Here is a 22,095-nt window from a genome sequence, read left to right on the forward strand (position 1 = left end):
GCAGGGCCGCGCCGGGCCTCCCCGCAGGCCCGCGCCGCCGGTCGTCTCCACGGCTCCGGTCAGTACGCGCTGCCCGCGGGGCGCCGGGCGGCGACGTATCGGACGGTCCGCGGTCACCCCCCGGGAGTCAGGGCCGCCACCCGCGATGAGCGCCGGGGCCGGTACCGCGCCCTCCGCGGCGGAGCCCCCCGCTCCAACCCCGCCCGGATCGAGGGCGGTCGGCGTCGAGCCCGCCCAAGCCGGGCCTCTGCTTGCCCCGTTGGGGGATGCCTGGTAGGACTGTGGCGCGCCGTCACCGTCACATGTTCGATAACGCGGGGGTTCATGTGGTCGCCACGGCCTTCACGTCGTCGCCGCGACGACGCCCGGGGGTCCCGCGACCGGTCCGGCGGCGGCTCCCCACGGTGGTACGGCAGGCCGCGCAGCATGGGCTGGTGCTGGCCGCCGTCGCCGTGACCGTCCTGCTGTGCGCGACGGCGCTGGCCGCACTGGCGGCGCTGGCCGGGAGTTCGGTACAGGCGGGCGCCGTACGGCGGTTGGCCGCCGATCTCGACGCGCAGGTGACCGTCAACGCGCCCTTCCGCGCCGGAGGCATGGCCGTCGCCGACCGGGATGTACGGGCCGCCGCCGCCCGGACGTTCGCCGGGGTGCCGCAGCACACCTATGTGGGGCTGCTGGGCTCTTCACCGGTCTCGGTGACGGGGATCGACGGGGTCACGGGCCCGCCGCGCGGCCCCGGGGGAACCGGGTTGCACCCGGTCGCCGTCCAGGAAGCGGGCAGATTCGGGCAGTTGGTCGCCGGACGGTGGCCGGTCGGCACGGCGGACGCGACCGCCGGCGCCTTCACCTCGCTGCCCGACGTACGGATCGCCGCCGGCTCCACCGCCCCGGTCGACGCGGCGCTGCCGGACGCGCTGGCCAGGCGGCTGGGAGTCACCGCCGGTTCCCGCCTCCAGGTGCGCGACGGCTTCAGACACTCCATGACGCTGCGGATCACCGGCGTCTTCCGGCCGACCGGCCCCGTCGGATTCTGGCCGGCGATGGCCGGCGACGTGACGGCGGACGAGACCGCCAGCCAGGACCTGCTCGTGGTCTCGGCGTCGGCTCTCAACGGGAGCGTCGTCCTCAACGGCCATCTGACAGCCCACTGGAGTGTGCAGCCGGACTTCGCCCGGATCGACGCCGACAGCCTCACCGGACTGCACGACCGGATGCGCGCCTTCTCCGGCAGCGCGAGCCGCGTGTCGGTGTTCGGCGGACGGCAGCCCGCTCTGGACGACCTCACGGTGGCCTCGGGGCTGCCGGGCGCGATCGACGGCCTGGCGGTGCCGATGGTGGCGGCCAGGTCCTCGCTGTACCTGCCGAGCGTGCTGCTGGCGGTCCTCGCCCTGGCCACCCTGGTACTGGCCGCCCGCCAGCTCACCGAGCACCGGCGCGACGAACTGGCACTCCAGCAGGCCAGAGGCGCGGGCACCCCGCGGCTGCTGCGCGCGGCGGCGGCCGAGTGGGCGGTCACCGGCGTTCCGGCCGCAGCCGTCGCGCCGTTTCTGGCCGGGCTGCTGCGTCCGGGCAGCCGGGGAACCGCCGCGTGGGCGGCGGTGGGTCTGACCCTCCTGGTGCACGCGGCGGCGGTGCTGCTGCCCGTCCTGCGCTCGACGCGGTCCCGGCCGACCCGCGGTGTACGCGCCGCCGCCCAGCGGCTGGGCGCCGACGTGGCGCTGCTGGCCGTCGCGGCCCTGGGCTATCTGGAACTGCGGCGGCACCACTCGCTGATCGCCGACGTCGGCACGGGCGGCGCGGGCGCGGACCCGGTGCTGGTCCTGGTGCCCGCCCTGGTGGCCGGGGCCGCCGCCCTCCTGCTGCTGCGCCTGCTGCCGCTGACCTCCCTGCTCCTGGACGCGTTCGGCCGTCGCAGCCGGGGCCTGGCCCTCGCGCTGGCGGGCTGGCAGTTGAGCCGCCGGGCCGCGCGCAACGCGGGACCGGTCGTCCTGATGTGCCTGGCCGTGTCCGTGAGCGCCTTCGCGACCACCGCGCTGGCCTGCCTGGGCGGACTGGCGTCCGAGCAGGCCGCGTTCACCGTCGGCGCGGACGTACGCCTCCAGCCGTCGGCGGACGGCGGCTACCCCTCCTCCGTACTGGGCGCCGCCTATCGCGCGCTGCCCGCGGTGACCGCCGTGACCCCGGTGACGCAGTCGACGGTGAACCTGCCGGGTGGTGCCACCGAGAATCTGGTCGGCACGGTCGGCGGGCCCGCTCCCCCCACCCCGTCACCGGTCGTCTTCGGGGTGCCGCTCCCCGGCCGTCCGACCTCGCTGCTGCTGGACGAGCGGCTGCGCAGCGACGGGAGCCGCGCGGCGCCGAATCTGGAGTTGACCGTGCAGGACGCGTCCGGCCTCGTCAGTACGCTGGCGACCCGCCTGCCCGCCGCCGACGGCGCCCGGCACACCGTCGTGGTCCCCCTCGACGTGGCGCTGAGCGACGGCCACCCGCGGGCGTATCCGCTGACGGTGACCGCCGTGAACGTCCTGCCGCAGCCGAACGCGCGGCCCGCGCGGCTCGATCTGGAGCTGATCCGGGTCGGCGCGCGCGGCAGCGCGGACACGTGGGTCACCGGCCTTCCCGGCGGCCAGGTCTGGGCCGACGGTACGACCCACGCCTCCGACGCCACCGCCGGGGCCTGCGAAGGCAGACCGACGGGCGACTACAGTCCGGGCACTCCCGGGGTGTGCTCGATCGCCCCCGGCCGTTCCGTGGTGCTCAGGACCACCGTCAGCACCGGCGTCAGGGCCTCGACCGCGACCGGAGACGCCTTCGGCGGTCTGGCCGACAGCGACTACGAGACCCGGCCCGGCAGCCAGGCGCGCCTCGTGGCGGGCCCGGCCGACCGACCTGCGCCGCTCCCGGTACGCGCCGACGCCGCGGCCCTGCGCGACACGCGCCTGAGCGTGGGCAGCACCACCACACTGGATCTGGGCGGGGGCCGGATCACCGCGACGATCGTGGGCCTGGTCGACTCCCTGCCAGGACTGGGCCGGGGGCAGGGACATCTGATCGCCGATCAGCGCCGGCTCGCCGCCGCGATGACCGTGGCCGGAGTCGACCAGGAGGATCCCGCGTTCTGGTGGCTCAGCAGCACCGACAGCGCGCGTACGGCCGCAGCCGCCGAGGCGCGGCCCGCGCTGGGCCGGGTCACGACAGCGGAACGGACCGCGGCGGCGCTGCGCGACGACCCGTTCCGCGCCGGGCTGCGCCGGGTGCTGGAACTCGTCCGCTACCTGGCTCCCGCTTTCGCGGTCATCGCCTTCACCGTGCACGCGGTGGTCTCCACCCGGCAGCGCCGCAAGGAATTCGCGCTGCTGCGGGCGATCGGCGTCCGGTCCACCGGCCTGTACGCGCTGTTGGGCGCCGAGCAGCTGAGTCTGGCGCTGTTCGCGGTGGTGCCGGGCGCGCTGATGGGCATGGCCCTGGCCTCGGCGGTGCTGCCGCTGGTCACGGTGGACGACAGCGGCCACGCCCCGTATCCCCCGCTGCCGCACGTCACTCCGTGGGGCACCGTGACGCTGACGGCGGTGGCGACCGCCGTGGCCATCAGCGCGATCGTGCTGGCGCTCGCCCGACTGCTGGCCCGGGTGGACCTCGTACGCGTGCTGCGAGCGGGTGAGGACCGATGAGCCGGGCCGGACGCGACCGCGCGGGGCGAACACGGGCCGAGGGAACGGGCCCGGCGGACAAGGGACTTGGACCAACGGACGGGGCGGTGCCGCGAGCCGAGCGAACGGACGTGACCGGGAAGGGACGTGGATCAACGGACGGGGCGGTGCCGCGACCCGGACGAACGAACCTGACCGGCAAGGGACTTGGGGCAACGGGCACGACAGAGACGGGATCGGTGGGAGCGGACACGGCGGTGAGGCGGCCCGGCGGTACGGGCGCCGCGGTGACACTGCGCCTGATACGTCAGGAGACCCGCGGTGACCTCCCGCTGCTGGTCTGCCTGACGGTCGTGGTGATCGTGTTGACGGCGCTGTGCGCCTGGGCCCCGGCCGTCGTGGGCCGCCAGGAGGACCGGGCGCTGCGGCAGCGCGTCGCGGCGGCGCAGGCCCAGGCGCCGCTGATCAGCCTCAGCACCACGCCGGAGGTCTTCGACACCGAGCCGCCCGCGGTGGACATGGCCACCCTGCTGGGCGCGGGAAGCACCCTCACCGAGCAGCTCAGCGGCACCGGCGCGCGCCGCCTGACCGCCACCGGCGGCGGTTACGACTACAACCCGGCGTCCCTGGTCGCACCGCCACCTCCCGGCCCCGCGAACACCGCTACCAAGCTGGCGCTCAGCTACCTGCCGTCCGCGCGGGTCCATCTGCGCTACGTCAGTGGCCGCGCCCCGGCCGACCGCACGCCGCTGGGCACCGCGCCCCAGATCGGGTTGTCGCAGGCCACGGCGCGGGCCCTGGGCGTCACGACCGGGAGCCGACTGACGCTGGAATTCGCCAAGACGCCCGCGGTGGGGAACGCGCCGCCCCAGGCCGACCTGCTGGTGAGCGGGGTCTACCGCACCACGTCTGCGGCCGACGGCTTCTGGGCCGGGCGGGAGTCGTTGGACCAGCCGACGCGCTACCCGGCGGAGCACTCCGCCGGCACGGTGCTCGCCGTCAGCGGCCTCGTCGGTCTCGACGCCGCCGACCTGCTCGCAGGGGCCGGGGTCGTCGGGCCCCGGGTGACCTGGCAGTTGCGGGCCGACCTGTCGGGAGCGGCGCTCGACCAGGCCCGCGCGCTGGCCGGGCCGCTGTCCCACTACGGCGCGGACCTGAGCGCCGCCCTGTGCCAGGGAACCGACTGGATCTCCGGCGACATCAGCTGCCACGTACGCGGTCAGGCCACCGGGTCCCTGCTGGTGACCGACTTCCTGACGCCGCTGCTCGCCGAGTTCACCGCTCAGGACCATCAGGCCAGGGCGCTGGCGATGTTCGCCGTCGACGCGCTGGCCGCGGTCGCGCTGGCCACCGTGGCCGTCGCCGTACGGCTGTTGCTGCGCCGACGGTGGCCGCACCTGCGGTTGCAGCGCGCGCGGGGCGCGTCCACCGCGCGGCTGGTGCTGTTGCGCTGCGCCGTGGCCTGGCCGGTGGTGCTGATCGGCGCCCTGGTCGGCTGGGCGGCCGGTCGTGCCCTGGCTCCCGGCGGCACGTCCGGATCGCCGCAGCCGGTGCCCGCCGCGCTCGCCGCCGCGGTCGTGATGGTGACGGTGCCGCTGATGACGTGGCTCGCGGTCCGCGAGCCACGCAGGCCCGGCCGGCCGCGGCGCTCGCGCCGCCGCGCTGTCGCCGGCCGCCGCGTGGTCCTGGAGCTGACGGTGCTGCTCGCGACGGCGGCGGGCGTGGTCGCGCTGCGTTCGCAGGGGCCCGACGGGATTCTGGGCGCGGTGCCGGTGCTGGTGGCGCTGGCCGTCGTGCTGTTCCTGCTGCGGATCTCCCCGCTCGCGCTGCGCGTGGTGCTGCGGCGGACCCGGCGCGGCCGGGGAGCGGTGGGCTTCATCGGGGCGGCACGGGCCGCCCACGACGCCCCGGCGACCGGGCTGGCGCTGTTCGTCCTGGTCCTGACCTTGGGGACGGCCGTGTTCGGCGGCCTCGTACAGCGCACGATCGGCGACGGCCTGGCCGCGGGCGCGGACTGGACCACCGGCGCGGACGCGAGCGCGACCGTGGCCGGGACCGCGAACGGGGCCACGACCGGGACCGCCGCGCCGGGGACCGGCGCAGGCAAGGGCATACGGACCGTCGTCCAGCATCTGCACACCCTCGACCTGGTGGGACAGGTCGACGGCGCTCTGATCACGCAGGTCGCCGTGATCACCGTGGACCCCCGGCAACTGGCCGCCGTCGCACCGAAGTCGCCACTGGCCGCCGCCCTGCTGTCCGGGCTGGCCACCCCGGCGGGAACCCGGATCGACGCGAGCGTCCCGCTGCCGTCCTTCCTCTCGCCCGACCTGCGGGCGCGCGAGCGCACCGGCGGCTTCACCTCCGGCGTCTCGATCCTCGGGCGGCACCCGGTGGACCTGGTTCTCACCCCGGTCGGCACCCTCACCGGCGCGGACCTGCACGACCCTCTCCTCGGGCCGGTCACGGCGCGGATCCCCGCCGGGACGCCGCTGCTGATCACCACGGCGGGCGCCGAGCACCTGATGCCCGAGCAGTCCTCGGGGAGCACCGTCATGCTGCTCAAGGGCGGCGCTCCCGACGGGACCGCCCCCGCCTCGCCCGCCGCGCTGCGGTCGGCGGCGGCCCGGACACTCGGGCCGCTGGCCCGTATCCGCGTCCGCTCCGAAACGCTGAGCGCCCTGCGCGCGGACGGGCTGACGCGGGGCCTCGAAACGACCTACGCCGTCACGTCGATCCTGGCCGCCCTGTCCGGCCTGCTCACGCTCGCCCTGGAACTGACCCTCACCGCGCACGAGCGCGGTCGCACCGCCTCGTTCCTGCGCACGCTCGGGCTCGGCGGCAAGGAGGCCGGGACGCTGCACTTCCTGCAACTGCTGCCGCTGGCGGTCGCCTCCGCGGTGGGCGGCACGCTGCTCGGGCTGCTCGAACCGCGGCTCATGGCACCGACGTTGGACCTGCGGCAGTTCACCGGCGGCCCGGCCCAACCGGCCCTGCACACCGACTACTCGCTGACGCTCGCCCTCGTCGTCGCCGTGACCGCGCTGATCCTGGTCGCCGCCGCGGCCGAGACCGTCCTCGCGCGTCGGCGGCGGCTGGGAGCCGTGCTGCGGCTTACGTGAACGGCCGCGGCTCAGGGGGCGGCACTCGGGCGAGGGGCTTACGGGGCGCTCTCGGTGGACTCCGCGCTACCGGTGCCCTCCCTATCTGCTGTCCCCGCCGCGGCGCTCTCCGCCGCGGACTTCGCCCGCCGCGCGGCCTCGTCCGGCCATACGCCGATGTGGTCGGTCTCCAGGGCCAGCCGCACCCGTTTGCGCATGTGCAGGCGCTCGGTGAACTGGCCGGGCAGTTGCAGCCGCCCGCTGGCGTCCAGTACCGCGAACTCCTCGGCGGTGAGCACCTCGACGCCGTCCTCGCCGGTGGTGACCCGGCGCAGCACCTCGGTCGAGGTGCGGCCGTTGCGAATCCGTACCGTGCGCTGGACCTGCTCGGACACCAGCGCGTCGTGGGTCACGACGATCACGGTGACTCCCAGGTCCTCGTTGGCCCGGCGCAGCGCCGCGAACACCTCGTCGCTGGTGGCGGTGTCGAGTTCGCCGGTGGGTTCGTCGGCGAACAGCACCTGCGGCTCGTTGGCGTTGGCCACGGCGACGGCGACCCGCTGCTGTTCGCCGCCGGAGAGCGTGTCGGGCGTACGGTCCCGGCAGTGTCCGACGGACAGCAGGTCGAGCAATTCCTCGGCCCGGGCCCGGCGTTGGGAGCGCTTGACCCCGGTGTACGTCATCGGAAGCATCACGTTCTCGGCCGCCGAGAGGTAGGGCAGCAGATTGCGTGAGGTCTGCTGCCAGACGAAGCCCACGGTGGCCCGCCGGTAGGTGAGCCGCTCGCGGCGCTTCATCGTCAGCAGGTCGTGTCCGGCGACCGTGGCGGCGCCCGCGGTGGGCACGTCCTGGCCGGAGAGTATGCCCAGCAGGGTGGATTTCCCGGAGCCGGACGCCCCGACCACCGCGATCATCTCGCCCTGGGCCACGGCGAGATCGAGGCCCTGGAGCGCCTGCACCTCGACGCCCTCGGTCTGGTAGATCCGCACCAGGTTCTCGCAGACGACCAGCCCCTCCTCCCGCCGTGGCGCCACGACGGCCCGCCGCCGCAGCTCGTCCAAGTCCGGTGCCCCGGTGGGCTGTTGGTGAACTGCCACGCGGTCCCCCGAAAAGGTGAAGTCTGCGAATCCCACTGTCGGACAGCCGCCAGGGTAATGCGCGAACCCGCGCGGGAGCCGCCATCCGCAGGACCGGGCCTCGATCAGGGGTCAGCGGCGGGTCTCGATCGTCAGGTCGCCGTGGGTCACCGCGCGCATCCTGTCGCCGGCGAGCATGGCGTGCGGGAAACCGAGGTCGACCGCGCCGGCAGCGTCGAGGCGGGCCAGTTGGGAAGCTGTGAAGTCGACCTCCAGGGCGCCCAGGTTGTCCTCCAGTTGCGTGAGCGTGCGGGCTCCGAGGAGCGAGGCCGTGACACCGGGATTCCGCAGGGTCCAGGCGAGCCCGACCTGGGCGGTCGTGCGGTCCAGCTCCTTGGCGACCTCCTTCACGACGTCGGCGATGTCCAAGGTGCGTTCGGTGAGCCCGCCGTTGGCGATGGTGAAGTTCTTACGGGTGCCGTCCTCCGCGGCGTTCGTCGCGCCCAGATCGTCGCGGCTGTACTTTCCGGTGAGCACCCCGCCCGCCAGCGGCGAGTACGGCACCACGCCAAGCCCCATCTCGCGCGCCATGGGGATCAGGTCACGCTCCCCCGTCCGCTCGACCAGGTTGTACTCGATCTGCAGGGCGACCAGCGGTGACCAGCCCCGCAGGTCCGCGATCGCCTGCATGCGCGACACCTGCCAGGCGGGGGCGTTGGAGATCGCCACGTACAAGACCTTGCCCTGCCGGACCAGATCGTCCATGCCGCGCAGAATCTCCTCGACCGGCGTCGTGAAATCCCACACGTGCAGATACAGCAGGTCGATGTAGTCCGTGTTCATCCGTCGCAGGCTGGATTCCACCGAGGCGAAGAGACTCTTGCGGTGCGGGCCGCCGGAATTCGGGTCGCCGGGGCGGCTCAACGTCGTGTATTTCGTCGCCAGCACCAGGCTTTCGCGATTGTCGCGGGTGAATTCGCCCAGCAGCCGCTCGGAGCTGCCGTTGGTGTAGGTATTCGCGGTGTCGATGAAGTTGCCGCCGCGCTCGACGTACCGATCGAACAGCCTGCGCGCCTCGTCCTGCTCGGCGCCCCAGCCCCACTCGGTGCCGAAGGTCGCCGTGCCCAGTGCCAGCGGTGAGACCCGCAGCCCGGAGCGGCCCAGCAGACGGTAGGTGTCCAGGGTGAGCGACATCGTGTCCTCCTGTGGCTCGTGATCCGTTGTCGAGCACAAGCCTGTGACGGCCGCGGGCCGGGGGTAAGGGAGGGAACTTCCTGGGAACACGAGTCCTACCCGGACGGTTGGACCGACCATGACGACCCGCACCGTGGACACGGCACAGGAGCTGGCGGCGTTCCTGCGGACCCGGCGCGAGCGCCTGGACCCCGGCGATTTCGACCTGCCCTCGCGCCAGCAGGCCCGGCGCACCCCGGGGCTGCGCCGCGAAGAGGTCGCCGAACTGGCCGGGGTCAGCATCGACTACGTCGTGCGGCTGGAACAGGGCCGCGGCCTGCGGCCCTCGGCGACCGTGGTGGAGGCGCTGGCCCGCGCGCTGCGCCTGGCCCCCGAGGAACGCTCCTACCTCTTCGACCTCACCCGGCAGCGCCCGCCCCACGCCGGCAAGCCCGCCACCACCGCCGCGCCGCCACTGGCCCGGCTGGTCACCGACCTCTCACCGCTGCCGGCCATGGTGATGAACCACCGCTACGACATCCTGGCCTGGAACCGCGAGATGTCACGGCTCCTGCTGGATTTCGACACCCTCCCGCCGTCGCGGCGCAACGCGATGTGGCTCTGCCTCATGCATCCGGGAATGCGCGATTTCTACGTCGACCGCGAACGCGTCGTCCGCGAGGGAATCGCCCACCTCCGCGCCGCGTGGGCGGCCTATCCGGAAGACCGGGCCCTGACCGACCTGATCGCCGAATTCACCGCTCACGACGACGATTTCGCCCGCCTGTGGGCCGAGCGCGACATCAAGGTCAACGGCCGCGGCCGCAAAGTCGTGCGCCACCCCGACGTCGGCACGATCTCCGTCGATTTCGAAGTCCTCATGCCCCTCCAGAACCCGGACCACCGCGTGGTCATCTACCGCGCCGCGGACGACGACAGCCAGTCAGCACTGCACCGGCTGTCGCCTCCTCAATAGCCGACGTCCGCCAATGTGCCCGCCCTGACGCACAGGCGCGGCGGCCCGCTGCGGGCGGTCCGGCGTCCGGCCAGGTCACGACGGCCGGGGCTCGGCCAGCCCCTGTCTACGAGCAGGTCTACGAGCAGGTCGGCGATCGGCCGCACGAACTGCCGGATGATGCCCGTCGCGCGGGCGATCCCGGCCCCCGGCGGGGTCAGTGTCGCCGCGCTCGTCGCGTCCGCTTCGGCCCCCGTGACCTCCGGCAGGATCCGCATGCCGTCGATCGGACAGCGTGCTGTCAAACCGCGCCTGCGTCCCGCAAGAGTTCCGGGGCGGTTCTCGTCGAACGTGGTCTGGACCATCCCCAGGACGGAGTCGCCCGGAGCCAGGCCGAGGTTCTCGGCGATGTCGGCGGTCGCCCCGCGCGCCTCGATGACGCAGTCGGCTCTGACCGCGTGCAGGCCGTACTCGTCGGAGAGCGTGGAGTACACGGATACAGCCCTCCTCCGTCATGGGGCCGGGGCGCTGGACGGTCCAGTACTCCTGCTTGTGCAGCGCGCCGAGCCGGACCTGGCCGCCGAACGTGCCCTTGTTCCCCCGGGTCAGCGTCTCGACATACATGAGCTGGTCGTCCTTCACCGGCGTGTCACGTTGCCCGTCATGGCGACGGCGGCGATGCGGCTGAGCGTGGCGGAAACGCCGTTGTAGTGCGCCGGAGGGGCCGCGGGGAAGCGCCCAGGGGCGTGTCCGCCGCCGGACGCGGCGACGGCGAGCACAGCGGTCAGCGCGGCTGCCACGGAAGCACCATCATCGGACGCGGTTGTCGGCGGCGGCCTGTGGGGCCGCCACCGTCGCCACCATCGTCGGCGCCGTCGTCGTCATCGTCGTCGCCGTCGTACGGGTCACGCGGGCGAGGTCCTGGTCGATCCGCCGCATCAGAACGTCCTTGAGGCGCCGATGGCGGCTCGGCGAAAGGTGGTCCCAGGCGGCCGAGGCGGCCAGCAGTTCTTCCGCCTCGGCCGGGACGGTGGCGGGCGCGTTGTCAGCCTTGATCGGGTTTCCTCCTGCAAGAGGAGCGCCGCGAACACGGCCTCGCCGTCTTTCTCTCCGGAAGCGCGGTCCGGTTCCCCCGCCGTGTCGCGTGCCGGTACGGCGCTCAGCTCGGCCAGTGGCTTGCGGGCGCGCGAGAGCCGCGAGCGCACGGTGCCGCCCGGTATGCCCAGTGCCTCGGCGGCTTGCCGGTAGTCCAGCCCGGCCGCCACGCACGGGGCGATCACCTCCCTGTCCTGGCGGCGCAGTCGGCGCAGCGTCTCGTGGACGGCGGCCAGCCGTCGCGCGTCGTCGATCCGGCCGATCGCCTCCTCCGCGAAGTCCTCGACCGCGCGGGGCTCCGGGCTGCGCGCGAGGAAGGCGAGCCTGCGCCACCGTCCGCGGTTGGCGTTCTGCGCCTTGTGCGTGGCGATGCCCAGGAACCATGGCGTGAGGGACCGCTCTCGGGTTTCACGGTCTCCCGCCCGCGCCCGAGAGTAACGGTGCGTCCGGTTTGCACAAAGGGCTGACGGTGCGCTCCGTTATCTGGTGAAGTACGGGTCTGCCGGGCCCGCAAGGGGGGTGCCCGGCCTCGTTCAAGGGATACTCATGACCCGTTCTCGTCTCACCGCTGCCGCCGCCGTCGCGGTGGCCGCCGCCACCGCGGTCGTCCTGGTGCCGGTCCATGCCGAAGCCGCCGCCGGATCGGTGCACCTGGCCAAGATCTACTACAACAGCCCCGGCGCCGACCGCCGTTCCAACGCGTCCCTGAACGCGGAGTACGTCCAGATAGCCAACTCCACGTCGAAGGGCGTGAGTCTGAGGGGCTGGACCCTCACCGACGCCTCGAGCCACCGCTACACCTTCGGCGCCTACACCCTCGGCGCGCACAAGACGGTCACCGTCCGCACCGGCAAGGGCACCGACACCGCCGCCAACCGCTACCAGGGCAAGTCCTGGTACATCTGGAACAACGACAAGGACACCGCGACGCTGAAGAAGGCGTCGGGCGCGAAGGTCGACGTCTGCTCCTACAACAACGCCCGTGTCGCCTTCAAGACCTGCTGACCGGGACCCGCGGCGCTCCGTCCCGCCACCGACGGAGCGCCGGGGTTCGTATGACGGATTCCACCGTCGCGGCTCAGGGCCGCGAGAGGCCCCTGCGGGGTCAGGGCCTTGCGGGCGCGGGGGCGTCGGCGAAGTCGGGGAGCTCGGGGGTGAGCAGGTCCGCGGCGGCGCCGTCGAGGAGTTTGGCGGTCTCGGTGGAGCGGGGGAGCATGGTGCTCTCGTAGACGCGGACGGCGTCGGCGACGGTGGCCTCGGTGGCCAGGGCGACGGCGAGTTCGCCGGCGTCGAGCATGGCGAGGTTGACGCCGACGCCCAGCGGGGGCATGAGGTGGGCGGCGTCGCCAAGGAGTGTCACGGTGGGGTGGGGCTCCCAGGTGTGCGGGACCGGCAGGGCGAAGATCGGCCGCTGGACGTAGGGGCCGTCGTTGTCGGTGATGAGTCGGCGCATGGGCGCCGACCAGTGGGCGAACCTCTCCTGGAGCAGGGCGCGGACGGCGTCGGTGTCGTCGGCGGCCAGGCCGCCGCGGCTGATCCAGTCGGCCGGGACCTGCTGGACGATGTAGACGCGGATGTGGTCACCGCCGTTGCGCTGGGCCACCAGCGCGCGTTCGCCGTCGCCCGCGTGGGCCATGCCCTGGCCGACCAGTTCGGCGATCTCGGGGTGGCTGTTGTCGACGTCGTCGAACCAGGCCTCCAGGAAGCTCACCCCCGTGTACGCGGGGACGGCGGGCGAGACGGCCGGGCGTACACGTGACGAGGCGCCGTCGGCGCCGATGACCAGGTCGGTCTCCACGGTGGTGCCGTCGGTGAAGCGCAGCAGCCGCGGCCCCTCGGCGGGACCGCCGACGGACTCAAGTCCCTTTCCCCAGCGGATCGTTCCCGGTTCCACCGACCGCAGGAGCAGGTCGCGCAGCACCCCGCGGTCGATCTCCGGCTTGAACAGCTCGTCGGCTTCCGGGACTTGCCGGGCGGTGATCGTGCCGTCCGGGTCCAGCAGACGCATCTCCTGGCCCTCGGGCCGGGACAGCGCGAAGAACTCCTCCAGCAGACCGGCCTCGCGCAAGGCGATCTGGCCGTTGTCGGCGTGCAGGTCCAGGGAGCCGCCCTGGTCGCGGACGTCGGGACCGGCCTCGCGGTCGTAGACGGTGACCGCGAGGCCGCGCCGCTGGAGGATGCGGGCGCAGGTCAGGCCGCCGGGTCCCGCGCCGACGACGCTGATCCTTGCCTGGGCCGGTGCTACGGGGTTCGTGGGATTCATGGGTGGTTCCTCTCGCCGACGCCGGACGGCCGCGGCCCGATGCCGCAGGCATGTCCAGCGCCGTCACATTATTCGAACGCCTCCAAACATACAACGACTCCAATAATGGTGCGATGACAACTTTCAGGGTACGGTCGGCGCATGGACGACACCACCGGCCGGGCCGCCCCTGCCGGAAGGCGCGAACGCAAGAAGGCCGCCACCCGGCAGGCGATCGCCGACGCCGCGCTGCGGCTGTTCCTGGAGCGCGGATACGACCAGGTGAGCGTCCGCGAGATCGCCGAGTCCGCCGATGTGTCGGTGTCGACGGTGTTCAACTACTTCCCCGGCGGCAAGGAGGCCCTGGTCTTCGACGAGGACGCCGGGAACGAGGCCCGCCTGGTCGCCGCGGTGACCGACCGCCCCTCGGACCGGACGATCCCCGAGGCCCTGCGCGCGTACTTCACGGGTTTCGCCACCTCGCCCCACACGCGTGACCCGCGCTTCGCCGACCTCCAGGAGCTCGTCCGGCAGACCCCGGCCCTGCGCGAGTACTCCCGCGCGATGACCCTGCGCCACGAGAACGCCCTGGCCGTCGCCCTCGCCGAGCAGACCGGCCGCCCCCACGACGACCTGCTCTGCGCCGCCTACGCCCGCTTCACCCTGGAAACCCTCGCCTTCGCCGGTTCCCGTCCCGATCCCGTCGCCGCGATCGACCAGGCGATGCTCCTGCTCGACCAGGGGTGGACGGCCACGGCCGCCCCGCACGGCCCCGCTTCCGCCTGAAGCGCTCCCGCAGGGCTCCCCATCGGCACTGGCCGGCGACGGCATCGCCGAAGCCCGAACCCGCCGACGCGGCCCGCTGTTCGGCGAGGACCGCCTGACCACGGCCCTGTCCGGAACTGGCCCCCGCCCCGACGGCGGGTCAGATGTTGTAGTGGTTCTCGTAGTAGCGAGCCACCAACTCGCGGTAGTGGGTATCACCGGTGTGCTCGTCCACGACGAACTCCGGGGAGCTCTTGATCTGGTCCTTCGTAAGATCGACGAAGATCTTCTGGTCCGCCGTGTCGATCGACCGTACGGTGCCCGCGGGGAGCAGTACGTGCTTGCCGAAGATCCACACGCCGGTGTCGACGACCAGATACGCCGAGTCGAAGTCGTCGGAGTGCTTGTCGACCTTGCCGATGTGACCGTCCGTCGCCTCGACCTGGTAACCGATCAGGTCGGTCCCCGCCGTATGGCCGGTGGTGTGCTGATAGCCCCAGATGTTGTCCCTCATGTCACGGCTCCTCCATCGGAAACGTCGCGCCCCGAGTGACGAGAATGCCGTCGCGGCATCTGCTCGCCGGTGACGCGTACTCAGACGGTCGCGTGCCCGCCCGCCCCACGCCCACACCTCCGGCCCGGACTCGCCCGCCCGAACGGGCTCAGCGCCCGAACGGCCTCAGCGATCGGCGAGCAGCTCGCGAGCCGCGCGGGCGCCGGAGGCCATCGCCCCCTGGACCGAGCCGGTGGCCCGGTGATCGCCGCAGACGTAGCGGCCGGGCGAGACCCGCGTGGTACGGCTGAGCGGCCACGGCGGCGGCATGGCGGGCAGCGCTTCGGCGACGCGGTAGGCGGCCACCGGCTCCCACGTCGTGGTGTCGGCCTCGTAGAGCTCGGCCAGTACCCGGCGCACCTCCGCTTCGCCGCCCTCGGTTTCGTCGACACCGAGCACGGAGGTGGAGACCAGGGCCCGGCCGGGCGGCGCGTAGGTGGGACTGACCTCGCTGAGCACGACGGTGTTGAGTACGCGCCGTGCGGTGTCCACGATGAGCGTCGGTTCGGCTCGCGGTCGTTCAGGAGCCGCGTGGTAGTACGTGGTGACCGATCGCGTGGCCGGTACGCGCAGGCCGGGTACGAGAGAAGCCGCGGCGGCCGGGCCGGCGGCGACGACCACCGCGGGCGCGGCCAGTTCGTCACCGTGGGCCGTGAGCACCCCGTCGTCGGTGAGTTGTTCCACGGGTACGTCGAAGGCGACGGTGCCGTCCGGCAGCGTGGCCGCCATCAGCTCGGGCACCGCGGCGACTCCCCGAGCGGGCAGGCACAGCGTGCCGCGGAGCATGGAGCGCCACACCAGGTGGAAGAACCGGCTGGAGGTCTCCAGCTCGTCCTCCAGGAAGACTCCCGACAGGAACGGGCGGAACAGGGTTTCGACCAGTTCGTCGCCGATGCCCGCCTGCGCGAGCGCGGTCCGGGTCGTGCGGTCCGTCCGGCGTTTGAGGACGCGGGGCGGCGCGAGCAGGTCGCGGCCGCTCATCATGGCGAGTCCGGCGAGATCACGAAGCGTGGCCAACCGCCCGGGCCGCAGGTCGGCGGCCATCCGCGGGTGACGCGTCGGGTCGCCCAGGCGGAGCTTCCCCTGGGGGGTGTGCACCAGAAGGCCGGGCGTGAACGGCCGCAAGCGCAGCTCGCTCAGCCGCAGGCGACGGCGCAACTGCGGGTAGGAGGTGTTGACCACCTGGAAGCCGCGGTCGAAGCGGAACCCTTCGCGTACGTCGGTGCGCATCCTGCCGCCCACGGCGTCCGACGCTTCCAGCACTCGCACGCGCAGACCCGCGGCCACCAGGTCCTGCGCGCAGGCCAGCCCCGCCACCCCCGCGCCGACGACCGCCACGTCCACGGCGCCTTCACTCGCTCCGCGTGTCATCCGAGCCTCCCGCCGCGCGACGGCCAACGCGGATTCGGCGACGCGCTGCCTCTCCCTGCGGATCATGGCAGGCCATCGGGGGCGCCGCACGTCTGCCAGGGCCCTTGAGCCCGTGGGAGCACGTCCGCGCGGGCGCCTGCCGGTGGACGGGTCCTGCCACCGCCGTGACAGGACCCGTCTTCACCGTCGGCCGGCGGGGGAGGCGGCGGACGGGTGCGCGGCGGTCAGCCGCAGGCAAGCGCCCCCGGGGTCAGGGTCACCTGGTGGCTGAGGTCACCGTCGAAGCGGAAGGTGTTCACGGCGGTGCCCTGGCAGGTGTAGCGGACGATGCCGACGCCGTACGCCACCGCGGTGATCGTGCCCGTGCTGCTGACCTTCTCGATCACGGCGTAGGCGGGCTGGCTGACGCCGTTGCAGACCTTGCTGTTGTAGATCGAGAGCTGGCCGTAGATGAAGTCGAAGTCGGTGTAGTACTGGCAGCCGCTGGGCCAGTCCGTGGTGCTCGCGGACGCGGTGGCGGCGCCCGGTACCAGCAGGGCGGCCAGGGCCGCGGTACACGCGGCGGCGGTCAGACGGAGCTTTCTCACAGGTCGTTGTCCCTTCGGTGGGCGGGGGAAGCGGAACGAGCCGGAAGCAGCATCCGTGGGACGGGGCGGGGTCACCGCGCGCCACCGATCGTAGGTTCGGCGACACAGTCGCGCAATAAGCTGGGCAAGTGAAAGAAATTTCCGTAACTCAGCCTGAAAAGAACTGAGTTCAGTGATGCGTCAGGGGCGTCGGAGGATGGCGGGAGGGGCTGCCGGGGCCCCCGGGACGCGAGACGCCGGGACGGCCGCACGGCAGCCCACCGACCGGGCAGGACGGGATGTCCTGCCCGGTCGGTGGGCCCGCTCAGAGGAAATGCGGCCTGCTCGGAGAAGGTTCGGCCCGCTCAGAGGAAGTAGCGGAGCCAGATGTAGAGCCAGGCGATCACGCAGCTCATGGTCGTCACGATGATGCCGTAGCGGGTGAACTGCCAGAACGAGATGCGGTGACCGCTGCGGGCGGCGATGCCGATCGCCACCACGTTGGCGCTGCTCACCGGCCACCGTCTCCTCACGGGTACGACTGGCCGAGATCCCGGTGCTGATCGTCGGGCCGGCGCTCATCCTGACGGTGAACGCCCTGCTGTTGCGGGCCAGCCTGGCCCCGCTCGAAGCGCTGACCGCGCTGATGCGCCGGGTCGACCTGCTGCGCGGCGGGGACCGGCTGGCGGACTCCGGCAACGGTGACCTGGCGGACCTGATCGCGACCTTCAACGCGATGCTGGACCGGCTGGGGGCGGAACGCAGCGCCAGCAGTGCGGACGCGCTCGCCGCCCAGGAGGCGGAGCGGCAGCGGATCGCGCGGGAGCTGCACGACGAGATCGGGCAGAGCCTCACAGTCGTGTTGCTCGGCCTCAAGCGGGCCGTGGACCGGGCCCCGGACGAGCTGCGCGACGACCTGCACGCCGTGCAGGAGACGGTACGGTCCAGCCTCGACGAGGTGGGACGGGTGGCCCGCAGGCTCCGCCCGGACGTGCTGGAGGATCTCGGGCTGCTCAGCGCGATGAACGCGCTGGCGACGGAGTTCTCGCAGATCAGCGGGGTGCCGGTGGTACGGCGGGCGAAGCCGGACCTGCCCGCGCTGAGCACGGAGAAGGAACTGGTGATCTACCGGATCGCCCAGGAGAGCCTGACCAACGTGGCCCGGCACGCCAGGGCCGGCCGGGTCGAGCTGTCGCTGCGGCCCGAGGCGGACACGGTCGTGCTGCGGGTCGCCGACGACGGCCTCGGCGAGGTGAGCCGGGAGGGCGCCGGCATCCGGGGAATGCGGGAACGGGCGCTGCTGATCGACGCGCGGCTGTCCATCACCGCCGTTCCCGCCGACGGTCCGATTCCGTCGGCGGCGGAGAGGAAGCGGGGGTAGGCGTGTCCACGACCAAGACCCGGATCATGCTGGCGGACGACCACGCACTGGTCCGGCGAGGCCTGCGACTGATTCTCGACGCCGAGCCCGACATGACGGTGGTCGCCGAGGCCGCCGACGGGGCGGAAGCGGTGGAGATGATCCGCGGGTCCGAGATCGACCTGGCGATTCTGGACATCGCGATGCCGCGGATGACCGGCCTGCAAGCGGCCCGTGAGATCTCCCGGCGAGCCCCCGGCGTACGCATCCTGATGCTCTCGATGCACGACAACGAGCAGTACTTCTTCGAGGCGCTCCGGGCCGGCGCCTCCGGATACGTACTCAAGTCGGTCGCCGACCGGGACCTGCTGGAGGCGGTCAGGTCGGCGATGCGCGGCGAGCCGTTCCTCTATCCCGGCGCGATCACCGCGCTGATCCGGGATTACCTGCATCGGGCCAGGCAGGGCGAGAAGCTGCCGGAGAGCATCCTGACGCCGCGGGAGGAGGAGGTCACCAAGCTGATCGCCGAGGGGAATTCGGCGAAGGAGATCGCCGAGACGCTGGTGATCAGCGTGAAGACCGTCGACCGGCACCGGGCGAACATCCTCCAGAAGCTCGGCATGCGCGACCGGATCGACCTCACCCGGTACGCGATCCGGGCCGGCCTCGTCGAACCCTGAGGCCCAGGGCGAGGTCCGGGTACGCGTCCGGGTCCGGGTCCGGCACAGGGTGCGGCGCGACGCACGCGGCGACATCAGCGGTGTTTCCCGAGGGCTCCCCGTGACCTCGCGCCAGGACGGATCAAGGACGTCCGAAAGACCCGTTTCCATAGCTTGTGAGCCCGCCGCACCGGCGGGCGGGGAATCCCGTCACCCAGTCATCATCTGCGACACGACCGCTGTCGCCGCCTTCGTCAACGCGGAGAACGCCTTCCGCGTGCTTCCTCGCGGCGTATGGCTGAACCCGCACCTCTGCGGGCCACGGGACGGCGCTAGGATCGGTTCTGATGCCGGGTCAGACGGGGGTCCGGCGCTGATCGTGGAGTGCCGGGGGCATGAGATTCGGCGTGCTGGGGCCGTTACACGCCCAGGTCGCGGGGTGCGAAGTCCGACTCGACGGAGCGCGGCAGGCGAAGATGCTTGCCGCGCTTCTGGTCGACGCGAACAACCTCGTCACCATGGAACATCTCGTTGCCGTGATGTGGGACGGGAAGGTCCCCGCCACCGCGGTCCGCCAGGTCCAGGACGCCATGTCCGGGCTGCGCCGCAACCTCGCCGCGTGCGGGGCGTCGCGTTCCCTGATCAGCACACGGCGCGGCGGCTACCAGATCCATCTGGAACGGGAGCAGTTGGACCTGCTGGAGTTCGACCACCAGCGGCAGCTCGCCGAGCGGCACACCTCACCGTTGGAGACCGCCGTCGCGCTGCGGCGCGCACTGGCCTGCTGGCGCGGTGACGCCCTGGTCGGCATGGCGAGCCGGGTCCTGGAGCTGGACGCGGCACGGCTGAACGAGAAGCGCGCGGCCACGCACAAGCTGTGCCTGAGCATCGAGGTCGGCCTGGGGCGCCATCGTGAGGTCATCGAGGAACTGACCGCCCTGCTGCGCGAGTTCCCCTTCGACGAGCAGGTCGCCGAACACTTGATGGTCGCGCTGTACCGGTGCAGGCGGCAGGGTGAGGCGTTACAGGTGTACGAGCGGCTGCGCCGGACGCTCGCGGACGAACTCGGCGTCGATCCCACCCCGCCGCTCCAGGCGCTGCACCAGCGCATTCTGGCCGCCGATCCGTCCCTGGCGGCACCCGCCCCGGCCCCCGCCCCGACGAGCGGCCCCGCGGACACCGGACCGGACGGGCCCGGCGCCGCTGCCGCCGAACCGATCATGGCGCTGCCGGTGCGCCAACTGCCGTTCGGCGTCCATGACTTCGTAGGCCGAGCCGACGCACTGGCGGAGGTCGCACGGCAGTTGGACGTGTCGGCGCCCGACCGGGCCCCGGTGGCCGTCGTCGTGGGCGGTCCAGGTGTCGGCAAGTCCTGTCTGGCGACGCACGCCGCCCGGCTGGCCAGCGCCTCCTTTCCCGACGGCCAGCTCTACCTCGACCTCGCCGGAACGTCGGACGCGCCACGGGACCCGGCGCTGATGCTGGCCGAGGCGCTGCGTGCCTTCGGGGTCGGCGGCAGCGCGATCCCGAACGGCCTGCCCGAACGGGCCGCGCTCTACCGGTCGTTACTGGCGGACCGCCGGATGCTGGTGGTACTGGACGACGCCGGTCACGCCAGTCAGGTGCTGCCCCTGCTGCCGGGCGCCGACGGCTGCGCGGTGCTGATCACCAGTCGCATGCTGCTGACGCAGCTTCCCGGCGCCCGGCACATCGACCTGGACGTGTTGAGTCTGGCGGAGGCGCGGGAGTTGTTCACCGGGATCGTCGGGCGGCGGCGGGTCGAGCGGGAACCGGCGGAGGCCGACGCGATCCTCGCCTGCTGCGACAACCTGCCGCTGGCGATCCGGATCGCCGGCGCCAAGCTCACCGGCCGCCCGGCCTGGTCGCTGCGGGTGCTGCGGGAACGGATCGAGGACGAGTCCCGCCGACTGGCCGAGCTGAGGATCGGGGACCTCAGCGTGCGAGCCAACGTCGAACTGAGCGTGCGGCTGCTGCCGCCCGACGCGGTACGCGCGCTGAGCCTGCTGGGGCTGCTCGGCGCGTCCACCCTGCCCGGCTGGGTGATCGGCCCGCTGCTGGACCGCCGCGACGCCGACGACGTGCTGGACACCCTCGTCGACGCCAGCCTGGTCCGTCTCACCACCACCGACGCCATCGGCCAGCCGCGCTACCGGCTGCACGACCTGATCAGGACCTGCGCCGTGGAGCTCGCCGCACAGCTGTCGACGGCGGACAGGCGGGACGCGATGGTCCGCGTACTGGCCACCTGGCTCGATCTGGCCGGGCGCGGCACCGATCGGCTGCCCGCCGGGCTGCTGGTCGCCGAGCCCGGTTCCGCGCCGCGCCGTTCGCTGCCGGACGCGGTCGTGGACCGGCTGATGGCCGACCCGGTCGCCTGGTTCGACGCGGAACGCGACACCCTGCTCGGCGCGGTGCGACTGGCCGTGGACTGGGGACTGGACGAATTGGCCTGGGAGTTGGCGGCAGGCCCCGCGACCTACTACGACCACCGGTGCCTGTACCAGGACTGGGAGCACGGCCACCTGCTCGCGTTGGAAACGGCCGAGGCCGCGGGCAATACGCGCGGCGCGTCGGTGCTGCTGCGCGGTCTTGGCCAACTGAACATCTACCGCGACGAGTTCGACGGGGCGACCCGCGCCCTGGAGTCCTCCGCCGCCCTGTGCCAGAACGGCGAGGACAAGCGCGGCCAGGCGTTGGCGGTGGCCATGCTGAGCACGATCAGCCGGGTGCAGGGCCGTTACGACGAGGCCGCCGCCCGTATCGAGCGGGCCCTGTCCATCGCGGTCGGTGAGGGCGACCGCCACCTCGAAGCCCAACTGTCCTGTTCGATGGGCGTGATGCGGCTCATGCAGGACGAACTCGACGAGGCGGAGTCCTGGTTCGGCGAGGCATTGCGCCAGGCCAGGGCGCTCGACGACGGGCATCGGGTGGCGGTCGTGCTGCGGCGGTTCAGCCGGCTGCACGACCGGCGCGGCGATCCGGACGAGGCGCTGCGCTGCCTGGGGCAGGCGCTGGCCGCCTTCGAGGAACTGGCCGACGAGCGGTGCGCCGCGTACACACTGCTGGAAGTCGGCCGCGTGCACGCCGGCCGGCACGACCGGGACCGGGCAGGCCCGGCGCTGGAACGCGCGGCCGGAATCTTCCAACGACACGGCGACCGCCACGACGAAGCCGCGTGCTGGCAACTGCTCGGCGACCTGGACGCCGCCGCCGGAGCCCACGACCTGGCACACCGCCACCACGAACGCGCACTGCGGCTGTGGCAGGCCATCGGTGACGCGCACCGGACGAAGGTCCCGGCGCCCCCGTCGTCACCATGACGACGCCCCGCGGTCCGTCCGTACGGCCACTCAGGGGATTTCCAGGTTACGGAGCGTGGTCGACGGAGGGCAGCGGGGTCGCGGTGGGTAGTCTCGCGCTGCCCCGGGTGCAGTTCCGCCTGCGCGCCGACCGATGGAGATGACCTATCGCCGAGTCGAAGGCCGCCGCCGCTGGGGCCTCCCCCGGA

18 protein-coding genes and 1 pseudogene are annotated in these 22,095 nt (G+C 72.8%); 8 read left to right on the forward strand and 11 right to left on the reverse strand.

The genetic code is table 11. The annotated features are described in order from the left end of the window. The first annotated feature begins 434 nt into the window (after nucleotides 1-434). The gene (locus ACFZBB_RS08765; protein ID WP_391119228.1) at nucleotides 435-3,671 is read left to right on the forward strand and encodes an FtsX-like permease family protein; all 3,237 of its coding nucleotides are present in this window, start codon (nucleotides 435-437) and stop codon (nucleotides 3,669-3,671) included. Nucleotides 3,672-3,937: 266 nt separating this feature from the next. Continuing rightward, on the forward strand, nucleotides 3,938-6,772 hold the full coding sequence (locus ACFZBB_RS08770; RefSeq protein ID WP_391119230.1) for a hypothetical protein: 2,835 nt from the start codon (nucleotides 3,938-3,940) through the stop codon (nucleotides 6,770-6,772). 38 nt (nucleotides 6,773-6,810) lie between these two features. On the opposite strand, the gene ACFZBB_RS08775 is transcribed toward ACFZBB_RS08770, so the two are convergent. Together ACFZBB_RS08775 and ACFZBB_RS08780 are read right to left on the reverse strand one after the other, a co-directional pair. Continuing rightward, complete coding sequence (locus tag ACFZBB_RS08775) at nucleotides 6,811-7,812, reverse strand: ATP-binding cassette domain-containing protein (protein WP_391119305.1); 1,002 nt, start codon at nucleotides 7,810-7,812, stop codon at nucleotides 6,811-6,813. 147 nt (nucleotides 7,813-7,959) lie between these two features. Beyond that, on the reverse strand, nucleotides 7,960-9,021 hold the full coding sequence (locus ACFZBB_RS08780) for an aldo/keto reductase (protein ID WP_391119233.1): 1,062 nt from the start codon (nucleotides 9,019-9,021) through the stop codon (nucleotides 7,960-7,962). Nucleotides 9,022-9,139: 118 nt separating this feature from the next. On the opposite strand from ACFZBB_RS08780, the gene ACFZBB_RS08785 reads away from it, so the two are divergent. Further along, nucleotides 9,140-9,976: a helix-turn-helix domain-containing protein gene (locus ACFZBB_RS08785; RefSeq protein WP_391119235.1), complete on the forward strand. Its 837-nt coding sequence runs from the start codon at nucleotides 9,140-9,142 to the stop codon at nucleotides 9,974-9,976. Here ACFZBB_RS08785 and ACFZBB_RS08790 read toward each other — a convergent pair. The 4 genes from ACFZBB_RS08790 to ACFZBB_RS08805 form a co-directional block, all read right to left on the reverse strand. Beyond that, nucleotides 9,970-10,449, reverse strand: coding sequence for a UTRA domain-containing protein (locus ACFZBB_RS08790; protein WP_391119237.1), 480 nt, complete (start codon nucleotides 10,447-10,449; stop codon nucleotides 9,970-9,972). The two genes, ACFZBB_RS08785 and ACFZBB_RS08790, sit on opposite strands and share 7 nt — an antisense overlap. Nucleotides 10,450-10,593: 144 nt before the next feature. Then, nucleotides 10,594-10,755, reverse strand: a complete 162-nt coding sequence (locus ACFZBB_RS08795; protein WP_391119239.1) for a hypothetical protein — start codon at nucleotides 10,753-10,755, stop codon at nucleotides 10,594-10,596. Between the two features lie 10 nt (nucleotides 10,756-10,765). After that, entirely contained in the window at nucleotides 10,766-10,894 is a 129-nt protein-coding gene (locus ACFZBB_RS08800) for a hypothetical protein (protein ID WP_391119241.1), read from the reverse strand. Further along, complete coding sequence (locus tag ACFZBB_RS08805) at nucleotides 10,894-11,235, reverse strand: sigma factor-like helix-turn-helix DNA-binding protein (protein WP_391119243.1); 342 nt, start codon at nucleotides 11,233-11,235, stop codon at nucleotides 10,894-10,896. Before ACFZBB_RS08805 ends, ACFZBB_RS08800 begins: the two co-directional genes overlap by 1 nt. 361 nt (nucleotides 11,236-11,596) lie before the next feature. Between ACFZBB_RS08805 and ACFZBB_RS08810 the strand changes: the two genes are divergently transcribed. Then, nucleotides 11,597-12,055: a lamin tail domain-containing protein gene (locus ACFZBB_RS08810; RefSeq protein WP_391119245.1), complete on the forward strand. Its 459-nt coding sequence runs from the start codon at nucleotides 11,597-11,599 to the stop codon at nucleotides 12,053-12,055. A 100-nt stretch (nucleotides 12,056-12,155) separates the two neighbouring features. On the opposite strand, the gene ACFZBB_RS08815 is transcribed toward ACFZBB_RS08810, so the two are convergent. Then, nucleotides 12,156-13,313, reverse strand: a complete 1,158-nt coding sequence (locus ACFZBB_RS08815; RefSeq protein ID WP_391119247.1) for an FAD-dependent monooxygenase — start codon at nucleotides 13,311-13,313, stop codon at nucleotides 12,156-12,158. Between the two features lie 141 nt (nucleotides 13,314-13,454). Here ACFZBB_RS08815 and ACFZBB_RS08820 point away from each other — a divergent pair, with 141 nt between their 5' ends. Further along, nucleotides 13,455-14,078 carry a TetR family transcriptional regulator gene (locus ACFZBB_RS08820; RefSeq protein ID WP_391119249.1) on the forward strand — a complete coding sequence of 208 codons (624 nt, stop codon included), beginning with the start codon at nucleotides 13,455-13,457 and terminating at the stop codon, nucleotides 14,076-14,078. A 139-nt stretch (nucleotides 14,079-14,217) separates the two neighbouring features. Here ACFZBB_RS08820 and ACFZBB_RS08825 read toward each other — a convergent pair whose 3' ends face one another. The 4 genes from ACFZBB_RS08825 to ACFZBB_RS08840 form a co-directional block, all read right to left on the reverse strand. Next, a complete protein-coding gene (locus ACFZBB_RS08825) occupies nucleotides 14,218-14,571 on the reverse strand; it encodes a PRC-barrel domain-containing protein (RefSeq protein ID WP_355342557.1) in 354 nt (117 codons plus the stop codon). A gap of 165 nt (nucleotides 14,572-14,736) precedes the next feature. After that, the gene (locus tag ACFZBB_RS08830) at nucleotides 14,737-15,981 is read right to left on the reverse strand and encodes an FAD-dependent oxidoreductase (RefSeq protein ID WP_391119252.1); all 1,245 of its coding nucleotides are present in this window, start codon (nucleotides 15,979-15,981) and stop codon (nucleotides 14,737-14,739) included. A gap of 224 nt (nucleotides 15,982-16,205) precedes the next feature. Then, nucleotides 16,206-16,568, reverse strand: a complete 363-nt coding sequence (locus ACFZBB_RS08835; RefSeq protein WP_391119254.1) for a hypothetical protein — start codon at nucleotides 16,566-16,568, stop codon at nucleotides 16,206-16,208. A gap of 344 nt (nucleotides 16,569-16,912) precedes the next feature. Then, the gene (locus tag ACFZBB_RS08840) at nucleotides 16,913-17,062 is read right to left on the reverse strand and encodes a hypothetical protein (RefSeq protein WP_391119310.1); all 150 of its coding nucleotides are present in this window, start codon (nucleotides 17,060-17,062) and stop codon (nucleotides 16,913-16,915) included. Between ACFZBB_RS08840 and ACFZBB_RS08845 the strand changes: the two are divergent. The 3 genes and pseudogenes from ACFZBB_RS08845 to ACFZBB_RS08855 all read left to right on the forward strand — a co-directional run. Next, nucleotides 17,059-17,928 (forward strand): annotated as a pseudogene (locus tag ACFZBB_RS08845) (histidine kinase); the annotation flags it as partial. The gene ACFZBB_RS08840 and the pseudogene ACFZBB_RS08845 overlap by 4 nt on opposite strands. 26 nt (nucleotides 17,929-17,954) lie before the next feature. Next, a complete protein-coding gene (locus tag ACFZBB_RS08850; RefSeq protein ID WP_188280250.1) occupies nucleotides 17,955-18,587 on the forward strand; it encodes a response regulator transcription factor in 633 nt (210 codons plus the stop codon). 455 nt (nucleotides 18,588-19,042) lie between these two features. Then, nucleotides 19,043-21,907, forward strand: coding sequence for a BTAD domain-containing putative transcriptional regulator (locus ACFZBB_RS08855; RefSeq protein WP_391119257.1), 2,865 nt, complete (start codon nucleotides 19,043-19,045; stop codon nucleotides 21,905-21,907). The last annotated feature ends 188 nt before the right edge of the window (nucleotides 21,908-22,095 follow it).

This window comes from Streptomyces sp. NPDC008139, from assembly GCF_042957025.1.
Taxonomy (GTDB): domain Bacteria; phylum Actinomycetota; class Actinomycetes; order Streptomycetales; family Streptomycetaceae; genus Actinacidiphila.